Origin of the sequence: Azonexus fungiphilus, assembly GCF_003634965.1 — a bacterium.
GTDB classification, from domain to species: Bacteria; Pseudomonadota; Gammaproteobacteria; order Burkholderiales; family Rhodocyclaceae; genus Azonexus; species Azonexus fungiphilus.
The window spans coordinates 281,107-300,399 of the sequence record NZ_RBXP01000015.1; the positions used below are offsets into that span (position 1 = coordinate 281,107).

Annotated in this window: 23 protein-coding genes; 10 read left to right on the plus strand and 13 right to left on the minus strand. The window is 67.8% G+C overall.

The genetic code is table 11. From position 1 onward, the window contains the following. The first annotated feature begins 8 nt into the window (after nucleotides 1-8). Together DFR40_RS10795 and DFR40_RS10800 are read left to right on the plus strand one after the other, a co-directional pair. Nucleotides 9-1,061 (plus strand): HD domain-containing phosphohydrolase, encoded by a 1,053-nt coding sequence (locus DFR40_RS10795; protein WP_121458495.1) that lies wholly within the window; start codon nucleotides 9-11, stop codon nucleotides 1,059-1,061. Nucleotides 1,062-1,085: 24 nt separating this feature from the next. Then, on the plus strand, nucleotides 1,086-1,433 hold the full coding sequence (locus DFR40_RS10800) for an Hpt domain-containing protein (RefSeq protein ID WP_121458496.1): 348 nt from the start codon (nucleotides 1,086-1,088) through the stop codon (nucleotides 1,431-1,433). Here the strand turns inward: DFR40_RS10800 and bioD are convergent. The 9 genes from bioD to DFR40_RS10845 all read right to left on the minus strand — a co-directional run bounded on the left by bioD (nucleotide 1,422) and on the right by DFR40_RS10845 (nucleotide 9,010). Beyond that, a complete protein-coding gene (gene bioD, locus DFR40_RS10805) occupies nucleotides 1,422-2,078 on the minus strand; it encodes a dethiobiotin synthase (protein WP_121458497.1) in 657 nt (218 codons plus the stop codon). The genes DFR40_RS10800 and bioD overlap by 12 nt on opposite strands. Further along, the gene (gene bioC, locus DFR40_RS10810; protein ID WP_121458498.1) at nucleotides 2,057-2,839 is read right to left on the minus strand and encodes a malonyl-ACP O-methyltransferase BioC; all 783 of its coding nucleotides are present in this window, start codon (nucleotides 2,837-2,839) and stop codon (nucleotides 2,057-2,059) included. The genes bioD and bioC overlap by 22 nt, the downstream gene beginning before the upstream one ends. Further along, nucleotides 2,823-3,545: an alpha/beta fold hydrolase gene (locus DFR40_RS10815; protein ID WP_121458499.1), complete on the minus strand. Its 723-nt coding sequence runs from the start codon at nucleotides 3,543-3,545 to the stop codon at nucleotides 2,823-2,825. Before DFR40_RS10815 ends, bioC begins: the two co-directional genes overlap by 17 nt. Beyond that, nucleotides 3,542-4,726: an 8-amino-7-oxononanoate synthase gene (gene bioF, locus DFR40_RS10820; RefSeq protein ID WP_121458500.1), complete on the minus strand. Its 1,185-nt coding sequence runs from the start codon at nucleotides 4,724-4,726 to the stop codon at nucleotides 3,542-3,544. The genes DFR40_RS10815 and bioF overlap by 4 nt, the downstream gene beginning before the upstream one ends. Nucleotides 4,727-4,800: 74 nt before the next feature. Next, on the minus strand, nucleotides 4,801-4,992 hold the full coding sequence (locus DFR40_RS10825) for a hypothetical protein (protein WP_121458501.1): 192 nt from the start codon (nucleotides 4,990-4,992) through the stop codon (nucleotides 4,801-4,803). A gap of 147 nt (nucleotides 4,993-5,139) precedes the next feature. Beyond that, nucleotides 5,140-5,484, minus strand: a complete 345-nt coding sequence (locus tag DFR40_RS10830) for a GlpM family protein (protein WP_121458502.1) — start codon at nucleotides 5,482-5,484, stop codon at nucleotides 5,140-5,142. Continuing rightward, complete coding sequence (bioA, locus tag DFR40_RS10835) at nucleotides 5,481-6,821, minus strand: adenosylmethionine--8-amino-7-oxononanoate transaminase (RefSeq protein ID WP_121458503.1); 1,341 nt, start codon at nucleotides 6,819-6,821, stop codon at nucleotides 5,481-5,483. Before bioA ends, DFR40_RS10830 begins: the two co-directional genes overlap by 4 nt. Continuing rightward, a complete protein-coding gene (locus DFR40_RS10840) occupies nucleotides 6,821-7,993 on the minus strand; it encodes a DUF2863 family protein (RefSeq protein WP_121458504.1) in 1,173 nt (390 codons plus the stop codon). The genes bioA and DFR40_RS10840 overlap by 1 nt, the downstream gene beginning before the upstream one ends. 30 nt (nucleotides 7,994-8,023) lie before the next feature. Further along, the gene (locus tag DFR40_RS10845; RefSeq protein WP_121458505.1) at nucleotides 8,024-9,010 is read right to left on the minus strand and encodes an AAA family ATPase; all 987 of its coding nucleotides are present in this window, start codon (nucleotides 9,008-9,010) and stop codon (nucleotides 8,024-8,026) included. A gap of 135 nt (nucleotides 9,011-9,145) precedes the next feature. On the opposite strand from DFR40_RS10845, the gene yaaA reads away from it, so the two are divergent. After that, nucleotides 9,146-9,919 carry a peroxide stress protein YaaA gene (gene yaaA / locus DFR40_RS10850; protein WP_121458506.1) on the plus strand — a complete coding sequence of 258 codons (774 nt, stop codon included), beginning with the start codon at nucleotides 9,146-9,148 and terminating at the stop codon, nucleotides 9,917-9,919. Here the strand turns inward: yaaA and DFR40_RS10855 are convergent. The 3 genes from DFR40_RS10855 to DFR40_RS10865 all read right to left on the minus strand — a co-directional run bounded on the left by DFR40_RS10855 (nucleotide 9,900) and on the right by DFR40_RS10865 (nucleotide 11,562). Continuing rightward, nucleotides 9,900-10,385: an acyl-CoA thioesterase gene (locus DFR40_RS10855; protein ID WP_121458507.1), complete on the minus strand. Its 486-nt coding sequence runs from the start codon at nucleotides 10,383-10,385 to the stop codon at nucleotides 9,900-9,902. The genes yaaA and DFR40_RS10855 overlap by 20 nt on opposite strands. An 88-nt stretch (nucleotides 10,386-10,473) precedes the next feature. Continuing rightward, a complete protein-coding gene (locus DFR40_RS10860) occupies nucleotides 10,474-10,968 on the minus strand; it encodes a Dps family protein (RefSeq protein ID WP_121458508.1) in 495 nt (164 codons plus the stop codon). A gap of 156 nt (nucleotides 10,969-11,124) precedes the next feature. After that, nucleotides 11,125-11,562: a putative toxin-antitoxin system toxin component, PIN family gene (locus DFR40_RS10865; protein ID WP_121458509.1), complete on the minus strand. Its 438-nt coding sequence runs from the start codon at nucleotides 11,560-11,562 to the stop codon at nucleotides 11,125-11,127. A gap of 51 nt (nucleotides 11,563-11,613) precedes the next feature. On the opposite strand from DFR40_RS10865, the gene DFR40_RS10870 reads away from it, so the two are divergent. From DFR40_RS10870 to DFR40_RS10885, 4 genes are all read left to right on the plus strand, one after another. Then, nucleotides 11,614-12,573 (plus strand): tRNA dihydrouridine synthase, encoded by a 960-nt coding sequence (locus DFR40_RS10870; protein WP_121458510.1) that lies wholly within the window; start codon nucleotides 11,614-11,616, stop codon nucleotides 12,571-12,573. A 4-nt stretch (nucleotides 12,574-12,577) separates the two neighbouring features. Further along, nucleotides 12,578-13,243: a tRNA (guanine(46)-N(7))-methyltransferase TrmB gene (gene trmB / locus DFR40_RS10875; protein ID WP_121458511.1), complete on the plus strand. Its 666-nt coding sequence runs from the start codon at nucleotides 12,578-12,580 to the stop codon at nucleotides 13,241-13,243. Then, nucleotides 13,240-13,563, plus strand: a complete 324-nt coding sequence (locus DFR40_RS10880; protein ID WP_121458512.1) for a YkgJ family cysteine cluster protein — start codon at nucleotides 13,240-13,242, stop codon at nucleotides 13,561-13,563. The genes trmB and DFR40_RS10880 overlap by 4 nt, the downstream gene beginning before the upstream one ends. A 67-nt stretch (nucleotides 13,564-13,630) precedes the next feature. Then, nucleotides 13,631-14,476, plus strand: a complete 846-nt coding sequence (locus DFR40_RS10885) for an HDOD domain-containing protein (RefSeq protein ID WP_121458513.1) — start codon at nucleotides 13,631-13,633, stop codon at nucleotides 14,474-14,476. A gap of 19 nt (nucleotides 14,477-14,495) precedes the next feature. Here DFR40_RS10885 and tal read toward each other — a convergent pair whose 3' ends face one another. Then, on the minus strand, nucleotides 14,496-15,533 hold the full coding sequence (gene tal / locus DFR40_RS10890) for a transaldolase (protein ID WP_121458514.1): 1,038 nt from the start codon (nucleotides 15,531-15,533) through the stop codon (nucleotides 14,496-14,498). A gap of 342 nt (nucleotides 15,534-15,875) precedes the next feature. Between tal and DFR40_RS10895 the strand changes: the two genes are divergently transcribed. The 3 genes from DFR40_RS10895 to DFR40_RS10905 all read left to right on the plus strand — a co-directional run bounded on the left by DFR40_RS10895 (nucleotide 15,876) and on the right by DFR40_RS10905 (nucleotide 19,279). Next, nucleotides 15,876-18,473, plus strand: coding sequence for a bifunctional aconitate hydratase 2/2-methylisocitrate dehydratase (locus DFR40_RS10895; RefSeq protein ID WP_121458515.1), 2,598 nt, complete (start codon nucleotides 15,876-15,878; stop codon nucleotides 18,471-18,473). A gap of 164 nt (nucleotides 18,474-18,637) precedes the next feature. Continuing rightward, nucleotides 18,638-18,850: a hypothetical protein gene (locus tag DFR40_RS10900; RefSeq protein ID WP_121458516.1), complete on the plus strand. Its 213-nt coding sequence runs from the start codon at nucleotides 18,638-18,640 to the stop codon at nucleotides 18,848-18,850. A 21-nt stretch (nucleotides 18,851-18,871) separates the two neighbouring features. After that, nucleotides 18,872-19,279 carry a hypothetical protein gene (locus tag DFR40_RS10905; protein ID WP_147431319.1) on the plus strand — a complete coding sequence of 136 codons (408 nt, stop codon included), beginning with the start codon at nucleotides 18,872-18,874 and terminating at the stop codon, nucleotides 19,277-19,279. Nucleotides 19,280-19,293 lie beyond the last annotated feature (14 nt).

The window sequence follows — 19,293 nt, forward strand, 5'->3', positions numbered from 1 at the left end:
ACGGGGACATGCACAAGGTTCTGATCATCGACGACAGCGACATCAACCTGACCCTGATCAAGGCGCTGGTGCTCAAGCTCGGCGAGTGCGAACCGGTCCTCTTCGAGCATCCGCTGAAGGCCCTCGAATGGTGCCGCGAGCAGGTGCCCGACCTGGTCATCGTCGATTACATGATGCCGGACATGGACGGCCTGCGTTTCATCGCCGCCTTCCGTGCCTTGCACGGACGGACCGAGATCCCGGTGCTGATGATCACCGCCAACGACCAGAAGGATGTCCGCTACGAGGCGCTGCTCGGCGGTGCCAACGATTTCCTGACCAAGCCGATCGACCGCGTCGAGTTCTCGGCGCGCGTGCGCAACATGCTGGCGCTACGCACCGGCCAGAAGTTCCTCGCCGACCGCGCCGCCTTCCTCGCCGAAAAGGTCGATGAGCGCACCCGCGAAATCCGCGAGCGCGAGCGCGAGTTGATTGTCCGCATCTCGCGCGCCGCCGAGTTCCGCGACCCGGAAACCGGCGCCCACATCCAGCGCATGGCGCATTACTCGGAGATCATCGCCCGCGGCCTCGACCTGGCGCCGGCGACCTCCCGGCTGATCCTGCAGGCGGCGCCGATGCACGACGTCGGCAAGATCGGCATCCGCGACCACATCCTGCTCAAGCCGGGCCGGCTGACGCCGGAAGAGTTCGCGGTCATGAAGCGGCACGCCGAGTTCGGCTACGAACTGCTCAAGGACAGCGGTTCGGAAATCATGCAGGCCGGGGCCGAGATCGCCCTGACCCATCACGAGAAGTACGACGGCAGCGGTTATCCGCGGGGCCTTCGGGGCAACGCGATCCCGTTGTTCGGACGCATCGTCGCGGTTGCCGACGTGTTCGACGCGCTGACCTCGGAACGTCCCTACAAGAAGGCCTGGCCGCTCGACGAGGCGCTGCGTTTCCTCGAGCAGGGGCGCGGCCGCCATTTCGACCCGCTCTGCGTCGAGGCTTTCCTCGCCGGCTGGGAGGAGGTGCTGGAGGTCCGACACCGCTTCCAGGACGAGGCCGTCGCGACCATTTGAACCCTTGCCGCCGGGAGACAAGGCATGCTGACCCCCTTCATCATCGACAAAGCCGCGATCCTCGAGCGTCTTGGCGGCGACGAGGAAATCTACGCGATGATGCTCGAGATGTTCCTCAACGATGTCGCCGGCAACAGCGCCGCCCTGCGCACCGCCGCCGCTTCCGGCCAGGCGGCGCAGCTGCAGCGCGAGGCGCATACGCTCAAGGGCCTGCTCGCGACCTTTTCCGACGATGCCGGTTCGGCGCTGGCCTACACGCTCGAGCAGCAGGCCCGGCGCGGCGAGGTGGTCGACGGCGAGGCGCAGGTGACGGCACTGCTGGCGCGCATCGACGAAGTTGCCGCCGTGCTGCGGCAGGCCTCAGGCCGGTAGGTCGAGGCAGGCGGCGGCGTCGGCCGGCGACGTTCCCCAGGGCACGACGCCGAGGCAGGGCGCCGGCAGCAATTGTTCGAGCGTCGCCAGGTTCTCGGCAAAGCGCTGCATCCCGGGCGCCAGCCGGTTGGCGACCCAGCCGGCCAGCGGCAGGCCGCGGGCGGCGATTGCCTCGGCACTGAGCAGGGCGTGGTTGATGCAGCCCAGCCGCATGCCGACCACCAGCACCACCGGCAGCGCCAGTTGGCGCGCCAGATCGGCCGCGTTACGGTCGACCCCGAAAGGCACGCAAAAACCGCCGGCTCCCTCGACGACGACGAAATCGGCGGCAGTCCGGGCGGTGTCGACGGTCGCCGCGATGCGCGCGAAATCGATGACGACGCCGGCGTCGGCGGCGGCGATGTGGGGCGCGATGGCGGGCGCGAAACAATAGGGATTGACCACCGCGTCGGGCAGTTGCCGGCTGCTCGCGGCGCGGATGCGCACGACGTCGTCGTTGGCGCCGGTGGCGTCGGTGCCGGCGGCAACCGGCTTGAGGCCGACGGCGACGTGGCCGGCGCTGCGGGCGCGGTGGAGCAGGGCGCAGGCGATGTGGGTCTTGCCGACCTCGGTATCGGTGCCGGTCAGGAAGCAGGCGTAGGACATGGCTGGGCGTGCAGGTAGATGATCTGGTAAGTCAGCGGCAGGCCGGCCGGCGTGCGCAGCGTTTCGTAGGCGGCCTCGACGCGGGCCAGCGCGGCACGGCTCATCAGGCCGCTGCGGCGGCCGTCGCCGAGCTGGTTGGCGCCGGCCGCCTTGACCGCCCGCAGCAGGCTGCGCAAATCCGGGTAATGCAGCGTTTCCGGGCGGATTTCGAGGTCGACCGTGGACCAGCCGGCGGCATTGCTCGTGGCGCGGATCGTTTCGGCCGAGTGGAAGGCCAGCGTGTGGCGATGCTCGTCGACGCCGGCGAAGGCGTGGCGCAGCTCGTGGAAGGTGTGCGGTCCGAGCGTCGCCAGCGCCAGCCGGCCGCTGCCGCGGATCGTCCGGCGCGCCTCGCCGAGGGCGGCGGCAAGATCGCACCACTGCAGCGCCAGGCTCGACCAGTAGAGGTCGATGCTGGCGTTGGCCAGCGGCAGTTGCTCGAGGTCGCCGGCGAGACGCCGGCAGTCGCCGTCGACGCGGCGCAGCATCGCGGTCGACAGGTCGAGGGCGAGGATTTCCGCGTCCGGCCAGTGGCCGTGCAGCAGGCCGCGGGCGTAGCCGGTGCCGCTGCCGGCGTCGAGGATGCGCGCCGGCGCCGGGGTCGCCGGCAGGGCGGCGGCGAGGTGCTGGCAGATCCGGCGCTGGACGATCGCGGCCGCGTCGTAGGTCGGCGCGGCGCGTTCGAACGACTGGCGGATCCTGGCCTTAGGCGGTCGGCTCATCGATAAAGCGGCGCAGTTCGGCGATGAAATCGTCGGCGCGCGACAGGAAGGGGGCGTGCGCGCAGCCGGTGAACCAGGCCGGGCGGGCGCCGGGAATCAGCGTCGCGAGCGCGCGCGCGGCGCCGGCCGGCATCAGCGGGTCGGCGTCGCCATGGACGAGCAAGGTCGGCGCCGTCACCCGTGTCGCGTCGCTGCGCAGGTCGACGTCGCGCAGCCAGGCCAGGCCGTCGGCGAGGACCGCCGCCGGCGGCAGCGGATCGGCGAGTTCGAGGATGCGCCGGCTGACTTCCTTGGCCTGCGTGTCGCCGCGGTTGAAGCCGCCGACGAAGCGCGGCAGCATGCCGGCGGCGTCGGCGATCACGGCGGCGCTGAATTCGGCCAGCGTGGCCGGCGGCATCGCGTCCGGCCAGCCGTCGCGCTGGACGAAGGAGGCGGTGCCGGCGACCAGGACCAGGCGACCGACCTTGGCCGGATGGCGGGCGGCGACGGCGAGCGCGAGCTGGGCGCCGATCGACCAGCCGGCCAGCGTCGCGCCGTCGGGCAGACGGGCGGCGACGGCGGCGACGGCGGCGTCGAAGTCGGATTCCGGGGCTGCCTCGCGGTAGCCGGGCAGGTCGAAAAACTGCCCGCCGAGGGCGTCGACCGTCGATTGCAGGGGGCCGCGGCCGAGGCACCAGCCGGGGAGAAAGTACAGCGGAGCGCTCATGCGAGTTCCTTCAGCGTGGCGAGCAGGTGGTCGATGTCGTCGGCGGTGTGTGCCGCCGACAGCGAGATGCGCAGCCGGGCGCTGCCCTGCGGCACGGTCGGCGGACGGATCGCCGGCACCCACAGGTCGCGTTCCCAGAGGGCCTGGGCGAGCGCCAGCGTGGCCTGGTTGTCGCCGACGATCAGCGGCTGGATCGCCGTCGGCGAGGCCGGCAACCGCCACGGCAGACCGGCGGCACCGTCACGGAGGCGGGCGATGTTGGCGAACAGCTGGCGGCGGCGGGCGTCGCCGTCGCCGATCAGGCGCAGGCTGGCGGCGAGCGCGCAGGCCATCGCCGGCGGCGCGGCGGTGGTGAAGATGTAGCTGCGGCCGGTGTTGAGCAGGTAGTCGATGGCGGTGGCCGAGCCGGCGACGAAGGCGCCGCCGACGCCGGCGGCCTTGCCGAGGGTGCCCATGAGCAGGATGCGCGGCGCCGCCGGCAGGCCGAAATGCGCCAGGCTGCCGCGCCCCTGTGGCCCGAGCACGCCGAAGCCGTGGGCGTCGTCGATCACCAGCCAGGCGTCGTGGCGTTCGGCCAGCGCGAACAGGCCGGGCAGCGGCGCCAGGTCGCCGTCCATGCTGAACACCGCGTCGGTGACGATCAGCTTGGTGGCGGCCGGACTGGCGGCGAGCAGGCGTTCGAGCGCCGCCAGGTCGTTGTGCGGATAACGGCGGACGTCGGCGCCGTTGGCCTTGGCCAGCTGCATCGCGTCGATCAGCGAGGCGTGGTTGAGCTTGTCGGCGAAGACCGCCGCACCGCGCCCGGCCAGCGCCGGCGTTACTGCCAGGTTGGCGAGGTAGCCGGTGGCGAAGCAGAGGGCGCGGGGAAAGCCGGTGAACGCGGCGAGTGCGTCCTCGAGCGCCTGGTGCGGCGCGAGATGGCCGGAAACCAGGTGGGCGGCGCCGCTGCCGGCGCCCCAGGCCTGTGCGCCGGCAGCCAGGGCTTGCGCCAGCGCCGGATCGCCGGCCAGGCCGAGGTAGTCGTTGCTGGCGAAATTCAGCCGCTGGCGGCCGTCGACCGTCAGCGTCCGGCCGCAGGCCGAATCGACGATGCGCCGCTGGCGCCGGCGGCCGGCCGCGGTGAATTCCTGGAGTTCGGCCTCGAGTCTGGCGTCGAGGCGGGAGGGGGCAAGCTCGGGCATGGCGCCGGCGGGAGAATCCGTGAATGGGGCAAGACGCGGATTCTAACGGATTGCCGGCGCGCCGCCGGTAGGGTTCAGGCCGGCAGTGGCTGCAGGTTGCGCTGCGAGACGATGAAGCGCTTGCGGATGCCGCCGGCGATCACGCCTTCGACTTCCCACATCGCCAGACCCTTGACGATGGCGACCTGTTCGATCGCGACGACTACAGCACCGATCTTGGTGCACAGATAACGGGTACCACGTTGAATCGTTGCCTTGACTTTCATGGGCGTCTCCTCGTTTCACGTCGTTGAGCGCCTATCCTAACCAAGCCGGCAGCCGGCTGCATCTGTCAAATCGTGTATAACGTTCCGCTTTTTTCGAAGCCGCCGGCCCCGTCTGCGTTCGCGCCGGCAAAATATTTTTCCGGCATCTCAGCCGCCGTGCAGGCGCGTCCACGCCACCAGCAGCACCGCCGCTGCGGCGACCCAGGCCAGGGTTGCGCTGATCAGCGTCGGCGCCAGCGCCAGGCGGGTGCTCAGCCAGTACACGGCGAGCAGATAGACGGCGTAGGGGATCAGCGACCACAGGCCGAACAGCGCCGTGGTGCGCAGGTCGGTCATGCCGCGTTCGGCGCCGACGATGGCGTGGGCGATCAGCGCGAAGGTCGGAAACAGCGGCACCAGGCCGGCGATGTAGAAGCTCTTCGAGCGCGAGAGCAGCGCGATGATCAGCACCGCTGCCGCGCCGAGCAGGGATTTCAGGAACAGTCCGGTCATCGCAGGGCAATCTCCAGGGCCTGCCCGGCGACCTGGCCGAGCAGCGCGATCTCGTCGTCGCCGACGACGTAGGGCGGCATCAGGTAGACGGTGTTGCCGATCGGCCGCAGCAGCGCGCCGGCGTCGAGCGCGGCGCGGTAGAAGCGGCGCGAGAAATGCGGGTCGGCGGTACTTACGTCGAAGGCGGCGATCATGCCGCGCTGACGCAGGTGGGCGACCTGCGGGTGCGCCGCCAGCGGCGCCAGGGCGGCGGTGATTTTTTGTGCTTTGCGGCGGTTGACCGTCAACGTGTCGTCGGTCGCGAAAATGTCCAGCGTCGCCAGCGCCGCCCGGCAGGCGAGCGGGTTGCCGGTGTAGGAATGCGAGTGCAGGAAGGCGCGCGCCACCGAGTCGTCGAGGAAGGCGTTGTAGATGGTGTCGCTGCACAGGACGACGGAGAGCGGCAGGTAGCCGCCGGAAATGCCTTTCGACAGGCAGATCAGGTCGGGCCGGATGTCGGCCTGCTCGTGGGCGAAGAAAGTGCCGGTGCGGCCGCAGCCGACGGCGATCTCGTCGCAGATCAGATGCACTTCGTGCCGGTCGCAGAGTTGGCGGGCGAGGCGCAGGTATTCCGGGTCGTGCATCGCCATGCCGGCGGCGCCCTGGACCAGCGGCTCGACGATCAGCGCGGCGGTGCGTTCGCCGTTCTTCTCCAGCCAGTCGGCCAGGCCGGCGGCAGCGCGGCGGGCGATGTCGGCCGGGGTTTCGCCCGTTTCCGCCAGGCGGAAGTCGGGCGAGGGCAGCACATGCGCCGCGTGGCGCACCAGCGGCGCGTAGGCGTCCTTGAAGATGGCGACGTCGGTGACCGCCAGCGCGCCGACCGTTTCGCCGTGGTAGCTGCCGGCCAGGCAGAGGAATTCGGCCTTTTCCGGGCGGCCGACGTTGCGCCAGTAATGAAAGCTCATCTTCAGCGCGATCTCGGTCGCCGAGGCGCCGTCCGAGGCGTAGAAGGCGTGGCCGAGGGCGCCACCGGTCAACGCGTTCAAACGCTCGGAAAGCTCGACCACCGGCTGGTGCGTGAAACCGGCCAGCATCACGTGCTCAAGGGTTTCCAGCTGCGCGCGCAGCGCCGCGTTGATGCGTGGCTCGGCGTGGCCGAACAGGTTGGTCCACCACGAGCTGATCCCGTCGAGGTAGCGCTTGCCGTCGAAGTCGTACAGCCATGGCCCGGCGCCACGGGCGATCGGGACCAGCGGCAGGTGCGCCGGCGACGCCTGCTCGGCGTGGTGGCGCATCTGCGTGCACGGGTGCCAGACGGCAGCCTGGCTGCGCGCCAGCCAGTCGGCGTTGGCGCTCATCAGTGCAGGTGCTGCGAGCTGCTCGACGGTTGTTCCGGCATTTCGGCGTGCACCAGTTCGCCGTCGATGTTGGGGAACATCGGCGCGCCGCAGTCGTCGCAGAACTCCATCGGGAAGTGGTGGTCGAGGAAACGCACGTCCTTGACCCCGGCTTCGCGCAGCGCGCTTTCGATCTCGCCGGCGGCGTCGGTGCCCTCGTCCTCGCCGCCGAGCAGCGGCCAGACGATGCCGTGGTAGACGGCCTCGCCGTCCTTCGGCCCGAGGCCGACGCGGTATTCCTCCATGCGCCGGTCGTAGCAGGGGCCGATGACGGCGCGGATGGCGTCGGGCATCAGGCCGAGCGAGGTCTGCAGGAAGGCGATCGAGGCCTTCACCGAGTACGGGCGCGAGGCGCGGTCGGCGTTGCGGCAGCCGGCGTGGTAGGCGTCCGGCAGCAGCGGCTGCCAGGCACAACCGGCGAGCAGCGGCTCGAGGCTGGGGCCGCCCTGCTTGATCCAGTCGCGCAGCGCCTCTTCCTTGCTGCCGTCCTTCTCGTTCCAGCGGAACAGTGCGCTGCCGCGCGGCACGGCGACGGCGCCGATCAGGTAACGGACGTCCGAGAGAAAGCGGTTGGTTTCTGCCATCAGGGCGCTGTCGACCGTCAGATGCTTGCCGGCCAGTGCCGCGTCGCCGAGTTCGCGGGTCAGCTGCCAGGTGTCGCAGAAGCTGCGCGGCAACTGGTCCGGGCTGAACAGGAAATCGGCCAGGGCCAGCTTGTTGCCGGCGGCGAAGACGTGCGCACCGAGCTGCACGGCGAGTGCCTGCAGCGTGCTTTTCGGCAGCGGGCAGGCGGCGATCGAGAAACGCGACCAGGCCAGGATCGGCGCCGCGAAGAGCAGGATGTCCCAGGTCGCGCCGGCGGCCTCGACACGGCCGGTTTCGGCGCGGGCCTCGACCATGTCGGCGAGTTCGTCGTGAGCGCGCGGGTTGGCTTCGAAGAGGCGGTCGAGGGCGATATTGATGTCGTCCTCGGCACCGTTCTTGAGCAGGCTGTCGACGGTTTCGGCGAGCTGGCCTTCCCAGTAGGCGTCTTCGAGCTTGCCGCCGGACTCGGAGAGGCCGCTGGCCAGGCGCTGCAGTTCAGCCGCATCGCGCGAAAGGCGATCGCGCGCGCCGAAGCGGGTACGTTTCATGGGTGTTCCAGTTCAGGCAAAACGCGGATTTTACCCGTCTTGGCCGCCGCTCGTCCTGTCCGGCGGACTGAACAGCGAATGAAAGTGCACCCGGCTGCCGGCCGGGGCGTCGGGCAGGTCGTAGAGCACCGGCGTCAGCAGTTCCTCGAAAATGCCGCGCAGGCTGCGCGCGCCGACCTTGTACTCGAGCGCCAGTTCGGCGATCTGGGCGAAGACCGGCGGGTCGATCACGAGTTCGCTGCCGAGCTCGCGGAAAATCGCCTGGAACTGGCGGTAAAGGCTGTCTTCCGGAACCTGCATGATGCGCACGAAATCCTCGCGGCCGAGTGGCGCCAGCCGGGCGATCACCGGCAGGCGGCCGGTGAATTCGGGAATCAGCCCGAAATTGAACAGGTCGGTCGGCTTGATCCGGCTGTTCAGCCGTTCGATGATCCGGCCGTCGTCGCTGTCGGCGGTGCCGATGAAGCCGTAGGAGGTATGGCTGGCGATGATCGCTTCGAGGCCGACGAAGGCGCCGCCGCAGATGAAGAGGATGCCGCGGGTATCGACGCTGACGCCGCCGGGCAGCCGGATCAGGCTGCCTTCCATGATCTTGAGCAGCGCATGCTGGACGCTGCGGCCGGCGCTGGCGCGTTCCGGCGCGTCGGGGTTGGCCAGTTTGTCGATCTCGTCGATGAAGACGATGCCGCGTCCGGCCCGCTCGGCGTCGCCGCCGGCCTGTTCGAGCAGGCGCTGGATCAGCGCTTCCAGCTCGTCGCCGACGAAGCGGGCCTGGCTCAGCGCGGTCGCGTCAGCGCTGACGAAGGGTGTCGCCAGGCAGCGTGCCAGGGTCTGGCAGAGCAGCGTCTTGCCGGTGCCGGTCGGCCCGATCAGCAGGACGTTGCTCTTGTTCGGGCCGCTACCGGCCAGCGCCAGCTTGTGCCGGTGGGTATAGACGGCGACGGCCAGCGTTTTCTTGGCATCGTCCTGGCCGATCACGTAGCGGTCGAGGAAGGCTTTGATCTCGCGGGGTTTCATGGCGGCATCCGGGGCGGCAGGGAAGCCTTCAATGTAGCAGAAGCGGCGGTGCCGGCGGCCTTCCGGTAAGATTTCGCCGTTCCCCGGCGGGCTTTCCGCCGCGATAATCACTGTGTCCTGCCCGGAGTTTCCAGCGTGCTGATCTTCCTGTCCCCCGCCAAATCCCTCGACTACAAGACGCCGCCGCATGTCGCGACGTACAACCAGCCCACCTTCCTCGACCGCTCGCAGGCGCTGATCGAGCAGCTGCGCGCCCTGTCGCCGGCCGACATCGCCCAGCTGATGGACCTGTCCGATCCGCTGGCGCTGCTCAACTACAACCGCTACGCCGACTGGTCCTTGCCCTTCACCCCGGACAACGCCAAGCAGGCCGTGCTCGCCTTCGACGGCGACGTCTACGATGGCCTGGCGGCAAAGACGCTCTCCGCCGCCGACCTCGACTTTGCCCAGCAGCATGTGCGTATCCTTTCCGGCCTCTACGGCATCCTCAAGCCGCTCGACCTGATGCAGCCCTACCGGCTGGAAATGGGGACGAAGTTCAAGAACCGCGCCGGCAAGGACCTTTACGCCTTCTGGGGCGAGACGCTGCTCGAGGCGATCAACGCCGAACTCGATGCCATGCCGCAGCCGGTCGCGGTCAACCTCGCCTCCGAGGAATATTTCAAGGCCGCCATCGGCCGCAAGTTCAAGGGCCGGCTGATCCAGCCGGTGTTCGAGGACTGGAAGAACGGCCGCTACAAGATCATCAGCTTCTTCGCCAAGCGCGCCCGCGGCCTGATGACGCGCTACGTCGTGCTCAACCGCCTGACCGACCCGGAAGGCCTGAAAGCCTTCGCCAGCGACGGCTACGCCTTCGCGCCGGAAGCCTCCGATGCGACGAGCTGGGTGTTCAGGCGGCGCCAGGATTGAGCGCCTGCATCCGCCCCTCGAACTCCTTGCGCAGTTCGCGCCGCACCTGCGCCGCCTGGTAGCGGCGGATTTCCTCGGGCGTGCCCGGCGTCAGCGGCGGCACGGCGGTCGGTTTGCCGTCGGGGGCGACCGCGACCATGGTGAAGAAGCAGGAATTGGCGTGGCGGATGACCTTGGCGCGGATGTCCTCGGTGATCACCTTGACGCCGATTTCCATCGAGGTGTTGCCGGTGTAATTGACCGAGGCGAGGAAGGTGACCAGTTCGCCGACGTGGATCGGCTGCCGGAACATCACCTGGTCGACCGACAGGGTCACCACGTATTCGCTGGCGTAGCGCGCGGCGCAGGCGTAGGCGACCTGGTCGAGGAGCTTGAGGATGGTGCCGCCGTGGACGTTGCCGGAGAAGTTGGCCATGTCCGGCGTCATCAGGACGGTCATCGCGAGCTGGTGCTGGGGGAGGTGCATCGTCGGGGCTTTCGGGAGATGTGAAAAGGGCAGGATCGAAATCCTGCCCCGGTGACGGTCGACCGTGAAAATCCGGCAAAAACCGGGTTTATTCCTCGAGCAGGCTGCGCAGCATCCAGGCAGTCTTTTCGTGCACGTCGAGGCGCTGCGTCAGCAGGTCGGCGGTCGGCTGGTCGTCGGCTTCGCCAACCAGCGGCAGCAGCTTGCGCGCGGTGCGGGCGGTGGCTTCCTGGGCGGCGACCAGGTGGCGGACCATGTCGGTGGCCTTGGGCACGCCTTCGACTTCCTTGATCGAGGCGAGCTTGACGAATTCCTTGTAGGTGCCGGGGGCCGGGAAACCGAGGGCGCGGATGCGCTCGGCGATCTGGTCGAGGGCGTTCCACTGCTCGGTGTACTGGCCCATGAACATCGCGTGCAGGCTGTTGAACTGCGGGCCGGTGACGTTCCAGTGGAAGTTGTGGGTCATCAGGTACAGCGTGTAGCTGTCGGCGAGCAGGCCGGACAGGCCGGCGACGATCTTCTTGCGGTCGGCGTCGGAAATGCCGATGTCGATGCTCGGGGTCTTGGCTTTCTTGGCGGTCATGACGGTTCTCCTAGGTGGTTGCGGCGGGTTGGGCGTGACCGGCGGCGGCGCTGGCAAAACGCGGCTGGCCGTTTCCGGGCGAATCCTGCGTGGGCAAGGGTTTTACGTCTTGAGCCACTATAGCGCAATCGCCACGGGGCGGCCAATTGACCATGACTATGGAAGGGATAATCCGGCCGCATCGATCAGCGCGCAGGCATCCTTCGGCTTGACGATGCGGAAAGCCAGCTTGGTGCGCCCGCGCAGCTTGAGCAGCGCCTTGTCCTTGCTGACCAGCAGATCGGCGCCGCTGCGCGCGGCGAGTTCGAGGAACTTCTGGTCGTCGCGGTCCTTGCAGCGCGGCAGCGGCGGCGCTTCGCCGGCGGCGACCTGGCGCACCAGTGCGCCGTAGCGCGTCCAGCGCTCGGCGATCATCGCCGGCGTCAGCTTCAGTTGCGGATAGGTGAGCACGCGTTGCAGTTCGTCGAGCGTGCTCGCATCGACCAGGCATTCGATGCGGCCGGCCTCGAGCGCGGCCATGATCGGCACCGCGTCGGCATTGGCCCAGTGGAAGAGGTCGAGGACGACGTTGGTGTCGAGGACGATGCGTAACATGGGGGCGGATTATAATGCGCGCCTTTTCAAGCGTTTGCCGAAAGTTTGCCGATGTCCCGACTGATCCTCGCCCCGATGGAAGGGCTCGCCGATCCGCTGATGCGCGAGGTGCTCACGGGCATCGGCGGCTACGACTGGGGCATCTGCGAGTTCGTCCGGGTCACCGAGAGCGTGCTGCCCAACCGGACTTTCCTGCGCACCTGCCCGGAGCTGAAGAACGGCAGCCGGACGCCGGCCGGTACGCCGATGCGCGTGCAGCTGCTCGGTTCCGATCCGCATTTCATGGCCGGCAACGCGCGCCGCCTGGTCAAGCACCGGCCGGCCGGCGTGGACATCAATTTCGGCTGTCCGGCGCCGACGGTCTTCCGGCATCGCGGCGGCTCGGCGCTGCTCGGCGAGCCGCAGCTGCTGCACGACATCGTCGCCGCGGTGCGCGCGGAAATCCCGGCCGGCATCCCGTTGACCGCAAAAATGCGGCTGGGCATCGACGACGTCTGCCTGGCCGTCGATTGCGCCCAGGCCATTGAGGCGGGCGGCGCCGAAGAACTGATCGTGCACGGCCGGACCAAGGCCGACGGCTACCGGCCGCCGGCGCGCTGGGCGCAGATCGACCGGGTACGCGCGGCGATCGATATCCCGGTGATTGCCAACGGCGAGGTGTGGACCGTGGACGACTGGCACCGCATCCGGGCCGAAAGCGGCTGCGCCGACGTCATGCTTGGCCGCGGCGCGCTGGCCGATCCCTTCCTCGCCCGGCGCATCCGCGGCGAGGCGGTGGGCGGCTGGGACGCGTTGCGGCCGTGGCTGGCAATCTTCTGGTGCGGCGTGCGCGAGCGCGTGCTGCCGGTACATGCCGGCGGCCGCCTGAAGCAGTGGCTGATGCTGCTGCGCCGCCATGAGCCGCAGGCCGAGGCGCTCTACCAGCAACTGCGCCCGGTCAAGGCAGCCGAGGACATCGACCGCCTGCTGCTCGCCGCCGGCATCCCCGGCGAACTGCCGCTGGCGGCCTGAGGCGATGGCCGGCAACTCGCGCTTCATCGCCAGCGCCCAGGACGGCCCGCACGCCGACCTGGAAACGCTGCTCCGCCGCCACCTGGCGCAGCCCTTCCGCAAGCCGCTGCTCGACTACAACCGTGCCGCCTGCGCCCGGGCGCTCGCCGCGCATGCCGCCTGGAACCCGGCGGCGCCGCTGATCCTCGACGCCGGCTGCGGCGTCGGCTGGAGCACGCTGCGCCTGGCGGCCGAATTCCCGGACCATTTCGTGATCGGCGTCGACCAGTCGAGCGACCGTCTGGAACGCGGCAAACCCTTGCCGCTGCCGGCCAATGCGCTGCTGCTGCGCGCCGACCTGGTCGATTTCTGGCGCCTGCTCGCCGAAAGCGGCGTCCGCCTGGCCCGCCATTACAACCTTTATCCGAACCCCTGGCCGAAAATCGGCCACCTCGCCCGACGCTGGCACGGCCACGCCGTTTTCCCGGTCTGGCGCGAACTCGGCGGCATCGTCGAATGCCGCAGCAACTGGCGCATCTACATCGAGGAAATGGCGCTGGCGCTCGGCTGGCTGGGCGGCGCCAGGGTATTCGCCGAAAGCTACGTCACCGACGACCCGCTGACTCCGTTCGAGAAGAAATATCTCGCATCCGGCCACGGCTTGTGGCGCTGCCGGGCGGATTTCGGATGAGCGTCTGCCAGACTTGCGGCGCTTGCTGCGCCAGCTTCCGCGTCGATTTCCATCCGGCCGAGCTGGCCGGCGGCGCCTTCGCCTGGGGCGATGGCGTGCCGGCGGCGATGACCGTGCCGGTGACGCCGGCAATCGTCCGCATGGCCGGTACCGATGCCGCTGCCCCGCGCTGCGCGGCGCTCGCCGGCGAGATCGGTGGTTGCGTGAAATGCACGATCTATGACGGTCGACCGTCACCATGCCGCGAATTCGACGTCGAGCATGCCGCCTGCCGGCAGGCCAGGCGTCGCCATGGATTGCCCGATCTGACGCCGATATGACTTTCGTAATATTTGTCGCTTGCCGCTTCCGCGCTAAAGTCCCGGGCGAAACTCGGAGACCAGCACCATGAAAGCCGCACCAGAAGAACAGCAACTGCAGGCCATGCTCAACGGCGTCGACATTCCGCCTTGTCCCGCCATCCTCCTCGATCTCGATGCCGAACTGCGCAAGGACGAACCGGACCAGCGCGAACTGGCCCGGCTGATCACCAGCGACGTCGCGTTGTCCGGGCACGTCATGCAGATCGCCAATTCGCCGGCCTTCTCGACCGGCAGCCGGCTGTCGTCGATCAGCCAGGCGCTGACGCTGCTCGGCACGCGCCAGGTGTTCAACCTGGTCGTCTCGCAGCTCTTGCGCGTGGCCATGGCCGACAAGGTCGATGCCGGCCTCGAACGCTTCTGGGAGAGTTCGGCGCAGACTGCGCGGCTGTGCGGCGAGATCGCCCGCCGCCTGCGCTGCGTGCGCCCCGACATCGCCTACACCTTCGGTCTGTTCCACGATTGCGGCATTCCGCTGTTGATGCGGCGCTTTCCCCAGACCAAGCAGGTGCTGGCCGAGGCCAATGCGGCCGAGGACGCGCTCTTCACCGATGTCGAGGATCGCCTGCTCGGCACCAACCACGCCGTCGTCGGCTATTTCCTGGCGCGCCGCTGGCGGCTGCCGGGCGAAGTCGCCGAGGCGATCATGCGGCACCACGACTACAGCGTTCTCGCTCGCGCCGACGAGTTTTCCCAGGTCGTCCGCGGGCAGATCGCGATCAACGTCCTCGCCGAGCACGTCATTCGCCTGCATACCCAGGGCGAAGTCGAGAACGAATGGTCGAAGGCGGCGCCTTATGCCTGCGATTTCTTCGCGTTGTCGCTGGGCAGCGTCGACGACCTGATCGAAGACCTGCGCGACTGGCTCGGCTGAGCCAGCCGCCTTTCCCGTTTCAGCGGACGAGGTCGAGCAGTTTGGCGAAGGCTTCGTCGAACTGTTTCAGCCCGGCTGCCTGCAGTTCGTCGCCAACCGCGTCGAGATCGATGCCGAGCGCCGCCAGCGCGGCCAGCTGATCTTGCCGGCCGGGCGCGTCGGCGCTCAGCGTGGCGGCCGCTTCGCCATGGTCGCGGAAGGCGAGCAGGGTGGCATCCGGTACGGTGTTCACGGTGCTGGCGCCGATCAGTTGCTCGACATAGACGACGTCGCGGTAGGCCGGGTTCTTGGTCGAGGTCGAGGCCCACAACAGCATCTGCTGGCGCGCACCGCCCGGCAGCGCTGGCAGCGCCTGCCAGTCGGCGTAGGCCTGGCGGGCCATGGCGATCGCGCTGCGGCCCTGGCGTTCGGCCGGCAGCCGGGGATCGAGCAGGGCATCGAGGCGGCTGATGAAGACGCTGGCGACCGAGGCGATACGGTCGACCGGCAAACCGGCGGCAAAACGCCGCTCGATGCCGCTGCGGTAGGCCGCCTGGACGCCGGCCAGCTGGCGTGGGGAAAAGATCAGCGTGACATTGACGTTGATGCCGTCGGCGATCGCGTCGGCGATCGCGCTCAGGCCGGCGGTCGTTGCCGGGATCTTGATCATCGCGTTGGGGCGGTCGATCTCGGCCCACAGCCGGCGGGCGGCGGCGAGCGTGCCGGCGGCGTCGTCGGCCAGGCTCGGGGAGACCTCGAAGCTGACGAAGCCGGCGCTGCCGGCGCTTTGTTCATGGATTGGCAGGAACAGCTCGCAGGCCTTGCGCACATCGGGCAGGACCAGTGTCTCGAAGCGCTGCTCGGGATCGGGCGCGCCTTGCCTGAGTTCGGCTGCGGCGGCCTGGTAGGCGGGGTCGTTGCGGATCGCGTTGTAGAAAATGGCCGGGTTCGAGGTCACCCCGGCAACCGCGTCGTCGGCGATCCAGCGTGCCAGTTCGCCGGATTCGATCAGCTGGCGGGAAAGATTGTCGAGCCAGATCTGCTGGCCGAAACGGGAAATCGCGGCAATGCGGGACATGTCGGTGCGTCCGTGAACAAAAGCCGCAAGTCTAGCAGCCTGTGTGCATAAAAGGCATTTATCCCCGTCCGGGTCGGACAAGCCTGTGGATAAGCTCGGGACAGCCGCTGCAATCCATTGAGCGGCAAGGGTTTTACGGTCAACGCCTAAAAATTGGGCAAATTCGTCGGTCGACCGTGACCTGGCCGGTGCGCGCAGATGTGGCGAAGTGGTGAACTAACATATAAAATATATAAGACCTGCGGGTGCCGGCCCAGGGGAGTCTCGCGAACCATACAGCCGTCGCCGTTGTCGTAAAATAATCGTTTCCCCCAGAGCAACCCTTTACGAAAGGAAGTCGCCGTGCTTGAAGCCTATCGCGCCCACGTTGCCGAGCGTGCAGCCCTCGGAATCCCGCCGCTGCCCCTGTCCAAGCAACAGACCACCGAGCTGGTCGCCCTGCTGAAGAATCCGCCGGCTGGCGAAGAAGCCAACCTGGTCGAACTGATCACCTACCGCGTGCCGGCCGGCGTCGATGACGCCGCCAAGGTCAAGGCCGAGTTCCTGGCCAAGGTGGCCAAGGGCGAGGAAGCCTGTGCGCTGATTTCCAAGGAAAAGGCCACCGAACTGCTCGGTACCATGCTCGGCGGCTACAACGTCAAGCCGCTGATCGACCTGCTCGGCTGCCCGACCTGCGGCGCCGTCGCCGCCGAAGGCCTGAAGAAGACCCTGCTGGTGTTCGACTTCTTCCACGATGTCGCCGAACTGGCCAAGGGCGGCAACGCCAACGCCAAGGCCGTCATGCAGTCCTGGGCCGACGCCGAGTGGTTCACCTCGCGTCCGGAAGTCCCGGCTTCGCAGAAGCTGACCGTGTTCAAGGTCACCGGCGAAACCAACACCGACGACCTGTCGCCGGCACCGGATGCCTGGTCCCGCCCGGACATCCCGCTGCACGCGCTGGCCATGCTGAAGAACCCGCGTCCGGGTATCGAAGCCGACGAGCCGGGTTCGCGCGGCCCGATCAAGCAACTGGAAAAGCTGGCTGCCAAGGGCAACCTGATCGCCTACGTCGGTGACGTGGTCGGTACCGGTTCCTCGCGCAAGTCCGCCACCAACTCGGTGCTGTGGTTCACCGGCGAAGACATCCCCTTCGTGCCGAACAAGCGTTTCGGCGGCGTCTGCCTCGGTTCCAAGATCGCCCCGATCTTCTTCAATACGATGGAAGATGCCGGCGCCCTGCCGATCGAAATCGACGCCGGCCAGATGGACATGGGCGACGAGATCGAACTGAAGGTCGACGGCGCCACCGGCAAGGTCACCGCCACCAAGAACGGTGCCGTGATCGCCGAGTCGCAACTGAAGACCCTGGTCATCCTCGACGAAGTCCGTGCTGGCGGCCGTATCCCCCTGATCATCGGCCGCGGCCTGACGACCAAGGCGCGCGAATTCCTCGGCCTGCCGGCCTCGACCCTGTTCCGCCTGCCGCAGCAGCCGAACGATCCGGGCACCGGCTACTCGCTGGCCCAGAAGATGGTCGGCCGCGCCTGTGGCCTGCCGGAAGGCAAGGGCATCCTGCCGGGCACCTACTGCGAACCGAAGATGACCACCGTCGGCTCGCAAGACACCACCGGCCCGATGACCCGCGACGAACTGAAGGATCTGGCCTGCCTCGGCTTCTCTGCCGACCTGGTCATGCAGTCCTTCTGCCACACCGCCGCCTATCCGAAGCTGGTTGACGTCAAGATGCACCGCGAACTGCCGTCCTTCATCAGCACCCGCGGCGGTGTCTCGCTGCGTCCGGGCGACGGCGTCATCCACTCCTGGCTGAACCGCCTGCTGCTGCCCGATACCGTCGGTACCGGCGGTGACTCGCACACCCGTTTCCCGATCGGCATCTCCTTCCCGGCCGGTTCCGGCCTGGTCGCCTTTGCCGCCGCCACCGGCGTCATGCCGCTGGACATGCCGGAATCCGTGCTGGTCCGCTTCAAGGGCAAGATGCAGCCTGGCATCACCCTGCGTGACCTGGTCAACGCCATTCCGCTGTACGCCATCAAGGCTGGCCTGCTGACCGTCGAGAAGAAGGGCAAGAAGAACATCTTCTCCGGCCGCATCCTCGAAATCGAAGGTCTCCCGGACCTCAAGGTCGAACAGGCCTTCGAACTGTCCGACGCCGCCGCCGAGCGTTCCGCTGCCGCTTGCGCCATCGCCCTGAACAAGGAACCGGTGGTCGAGTACATGCGTTCGAACATCACCCTGATGAAGTGGATGATCGCCGAAGGCTACCAGGATGCCCGCACCCTGAAGCGTCGCATCAAGGCCATGGAAGACTGGATCGCCAATGGCGAACTGCTGAAGTCCGACGCCAATGCCCAGTACGCCGCTGTCATCGAAATCGATCTGGCTGAAGTCACCGAGCCGATCTGTGCCTGCCCGAACGATCCGGACGACGTCAAGGTCCTCTCCGACATCGCCGGCGCCAAGATCGACGAAGTCTTCATCGGTTCCTGCATGACCAACATCGGTCACTTCCGCGCTGCCGGCAAGGTCCTCGACGGCAAGTCGGACATCCCGACCCGCCTGTGGATCGCCCCGCCGACCAAGATGGACGCCCTGATCCTGACCGAAGAAGGCTACTACAGCGTCCTCGGCAAGGCCGGTGCCCGCATGGAAATGCCGGGCTGCTCGCTGTGCATGGGTAACCAGGCACAGATCAAGAAGGGCTCCACGGCGATGTCGACCTCGACCCGCAACTTCCCGAATCGCCTCGGTATCGATACCCAGGTTTACCTGGGCTCCGCCGAACTGGCCGCCATGTGCGCGCTGCTCGGCAAGATCCCGAGCAAGGAAGAGTACATGCAGTACATCCAGGTGGTGAATGCCAAGGCGGCTGACATCTACCGCTACATGAACTTCGACCAGATCCCGGCGTTTGTGGAAGTGGCTGAGACGGTCGAGATGTAAGTCACGGAAATCGGCCGTTTCCGACGGTCGACCGTGAAACTCGAAACCCCCGCCGGGAAACCTGCGGGGGTTTGTTTTGCAAGGGAAAAATCATCGTCGCTGCTGGAAGATTTCGGCGAATGGTGTAAAGTGAAGGTGCAGTCGTTGTCCTTCAGGAGATCAACATGGAAATCGCATCCGTCGGTGCATCCGGTGCCTACAGCAGCACCAGCGTCCAGTCGGCGCGTCCGCAGCCGGCCCAGGAGCAGCAGCAGGTCGAACGCCGCGAGCAACAGTTGCGTCCGGAACAACAGGTCCAGCAGACCGAGGAAGCCGCACGTCCGGTGATCAATGCCCAGGGGCAGGAGACCGGCAGGCTGGTGAATACCACGGCCTGATGATGCCGCGCCCCAGGCGCGGTGCTTGATGAAGTCGAGGTGTCGGAAATGATTGCCGGAGCACAAGGCGCAAGTTCGGCTGCGTGGGGTCAGTTGCAGATGCAACAGGCCCAGCGCAACGCCGACCAGGCCGAGCAGCGTGCCCGCGCATTGCAGTCGCAGGCGCAGGCTGCGCAACAGGAGGCCGACCAGGCCCAGAACAATGCCCGCGAGTTGCAGGGTTCTTCCTCCGCGGCACGCAACGATGCCGACAGCGCTCGGCGCAACGTGACGACGATGCAGTCGCTGGGTCAGGTCAACGCCGGATTGAGCGAGTTGCGGACCCAGATTGCCGAAGTCGTCGCGCCTCCGCCGGCACCGGCGGTCACGCCCGCGTTCACCAATGCCGAAGGGCAGGTGACCGGTACGCGGATCAACGTCACCGCCTGATTTCCGGGGGCGCC

What these genes read in the sequence shown, in the direction of transcription:
- DFR40_RS10860 (WP_121458508.1), bottom strand. Translation starts at nt 10,968, where the DNA reads ATGACCGCCAAGAAAGCCAAGACCCCGAGCATCGACATCGGCATTTCC.
- DFR40_RS10900 (WP_121458516.1), top strand. Translation starts at nt 18,638, where the DNA reads ATGGAAATCGCATCCGTCGGTGCATCCGGTGCCTACAGCAGCACCAGC.
- DFR40_RS10880 (WP_121458512.1), top strand. Translation starts at nt 13,240, where the DNA reads ATGAGCGTCTGCCAGACTTGCGGCGCTTGCTGCGCCAGCTTCCGCGTC.
- DFR40_RS10840 (WP_121458504.1), bottom strand. Translation starts at nt 7,993, where the DNA reads ATGAAACGTACCCGCTTCGGCGCGCGCGATCGCCTTTCGCGCGATGCG.
- DFR40_RS10800 (WP_121458496.1), top strand. Translation starts at nt 1,086, where the DNA reads ATGCTGACCCCCTTCATCATCGACAAAGCCGCGATCCTCGAGCGTCTT.
- DFR40_RS10845 (WP_121458505.1), bottom strand. Translation starts at nt 9,010, where the DNA reads ATGAAACCCCGCGAGATCAAAGCCTTCCTCGACCGCTACGTGATCGGC.
- bioC (WP_121458498.1), bottom strand. Translation starts at nt 2,839, where the DNA reads ATGAGCCGACCGCCTAAGGCCAGGATCCGCCAGTCGTTCGAACGCGCC.
- DFR40_RS10855 (WP_121458507.1), bottom strand. Translation starts at nt 10,385, where the DNA reads ATGCACCTCCCCCAGCACCAGCTCGCGATGACCGTCCTGATGACGCCG.
- DFR40_RS10885 (WP_121458513.1), top strand. Translation starts at nt 13,631, where the DNA reads ATGAAAGCCGCACCAGAAGAACAGCAACTGCAGGCCATGCTCAACGGC.
- DFR40_RS10795 (WP_121458495.1), top strand. Translation starts at nt 9, where the DNA reads ATGCACAAGGTTCTGATCATCGACGACAGCGACATCAACCTGACCCTG.
- bioF (WP_121458500.1), bottom strand. Translation starts at nt 4,726, where the DNA reads ATGCCCGAGCTTGCCCCCTCCCGCCTCGACGCCAGACTCGAGGCCGAA.
- tal (WP_121458514.1), bottom strand. Translation starts at nt 15,533, where the DNA reads ATGTCCCGCATTGCCGCGATTTCCCGTTTCGGCCAGCAGATCTGGCTC.
- DFR40_RS10830 (WP_121458502.1), bottom strand. Translation starts at nt 5,484, where the DNA reads ATGACCGGACTGTTCCTGAAATCCCTGCTCGGCGCGGCAGCGGTGCTG.
- bioA (WP_121458503.1), bottom strand. Translation starts at nt 6,821, where the DNA reads ATGAGCGCCAACGCCGACTGGCTGGCGCGCAGCCAGGCTGCCGTCTGG.
- DFR40_RS10825 (WP_121458501.1), bottom strand. Translation starts at nt 4,992, where the DNA reads ATGAAAGTCAAGGCAACGATTCAACGTGGTACCCGTTATCTGTGCACC.
- DFR40_RS10865 (WP_121458509.1), bottom strand. Translation starts at nt 11,562, where the DNA reads ATGTTACGCATCGTCCTCGACACCAACGTCGTCCTCGACCTCTTCCAC.
- bioD (WP_121458497.1), bottom strand. Translation starts at nt 2,078, where the DNA reads ATGTCCTACGCCTGCTTCCTGACCGGCACCGATACCGAGGTCGGCAAG.
- DFR40_RS10815 (WP_121458499.1), bottom strand. Translation starts at nt 3,545, where the DNA reads ATGAGCGCTCCGCTGTACTTTCTCCCCGGCTGGTGCCTCGGCCGCGGC.
- DFR40_RS10870 (WP_121458510.1), top strand. Translation starts at nt 11,614, where the DNA reads ATGTCCCGACTGATCCTCGCCCCGATGGAAGGGCTCGCCGATCCGCTG.
- trmB (WP_121458511.1), top strand. Translation starts at nt 12,578, where the DNA reads ATGGCCGGCAACTCGCGCTTCATCGCCAGCGCCCAGGACGGCCCGCAC.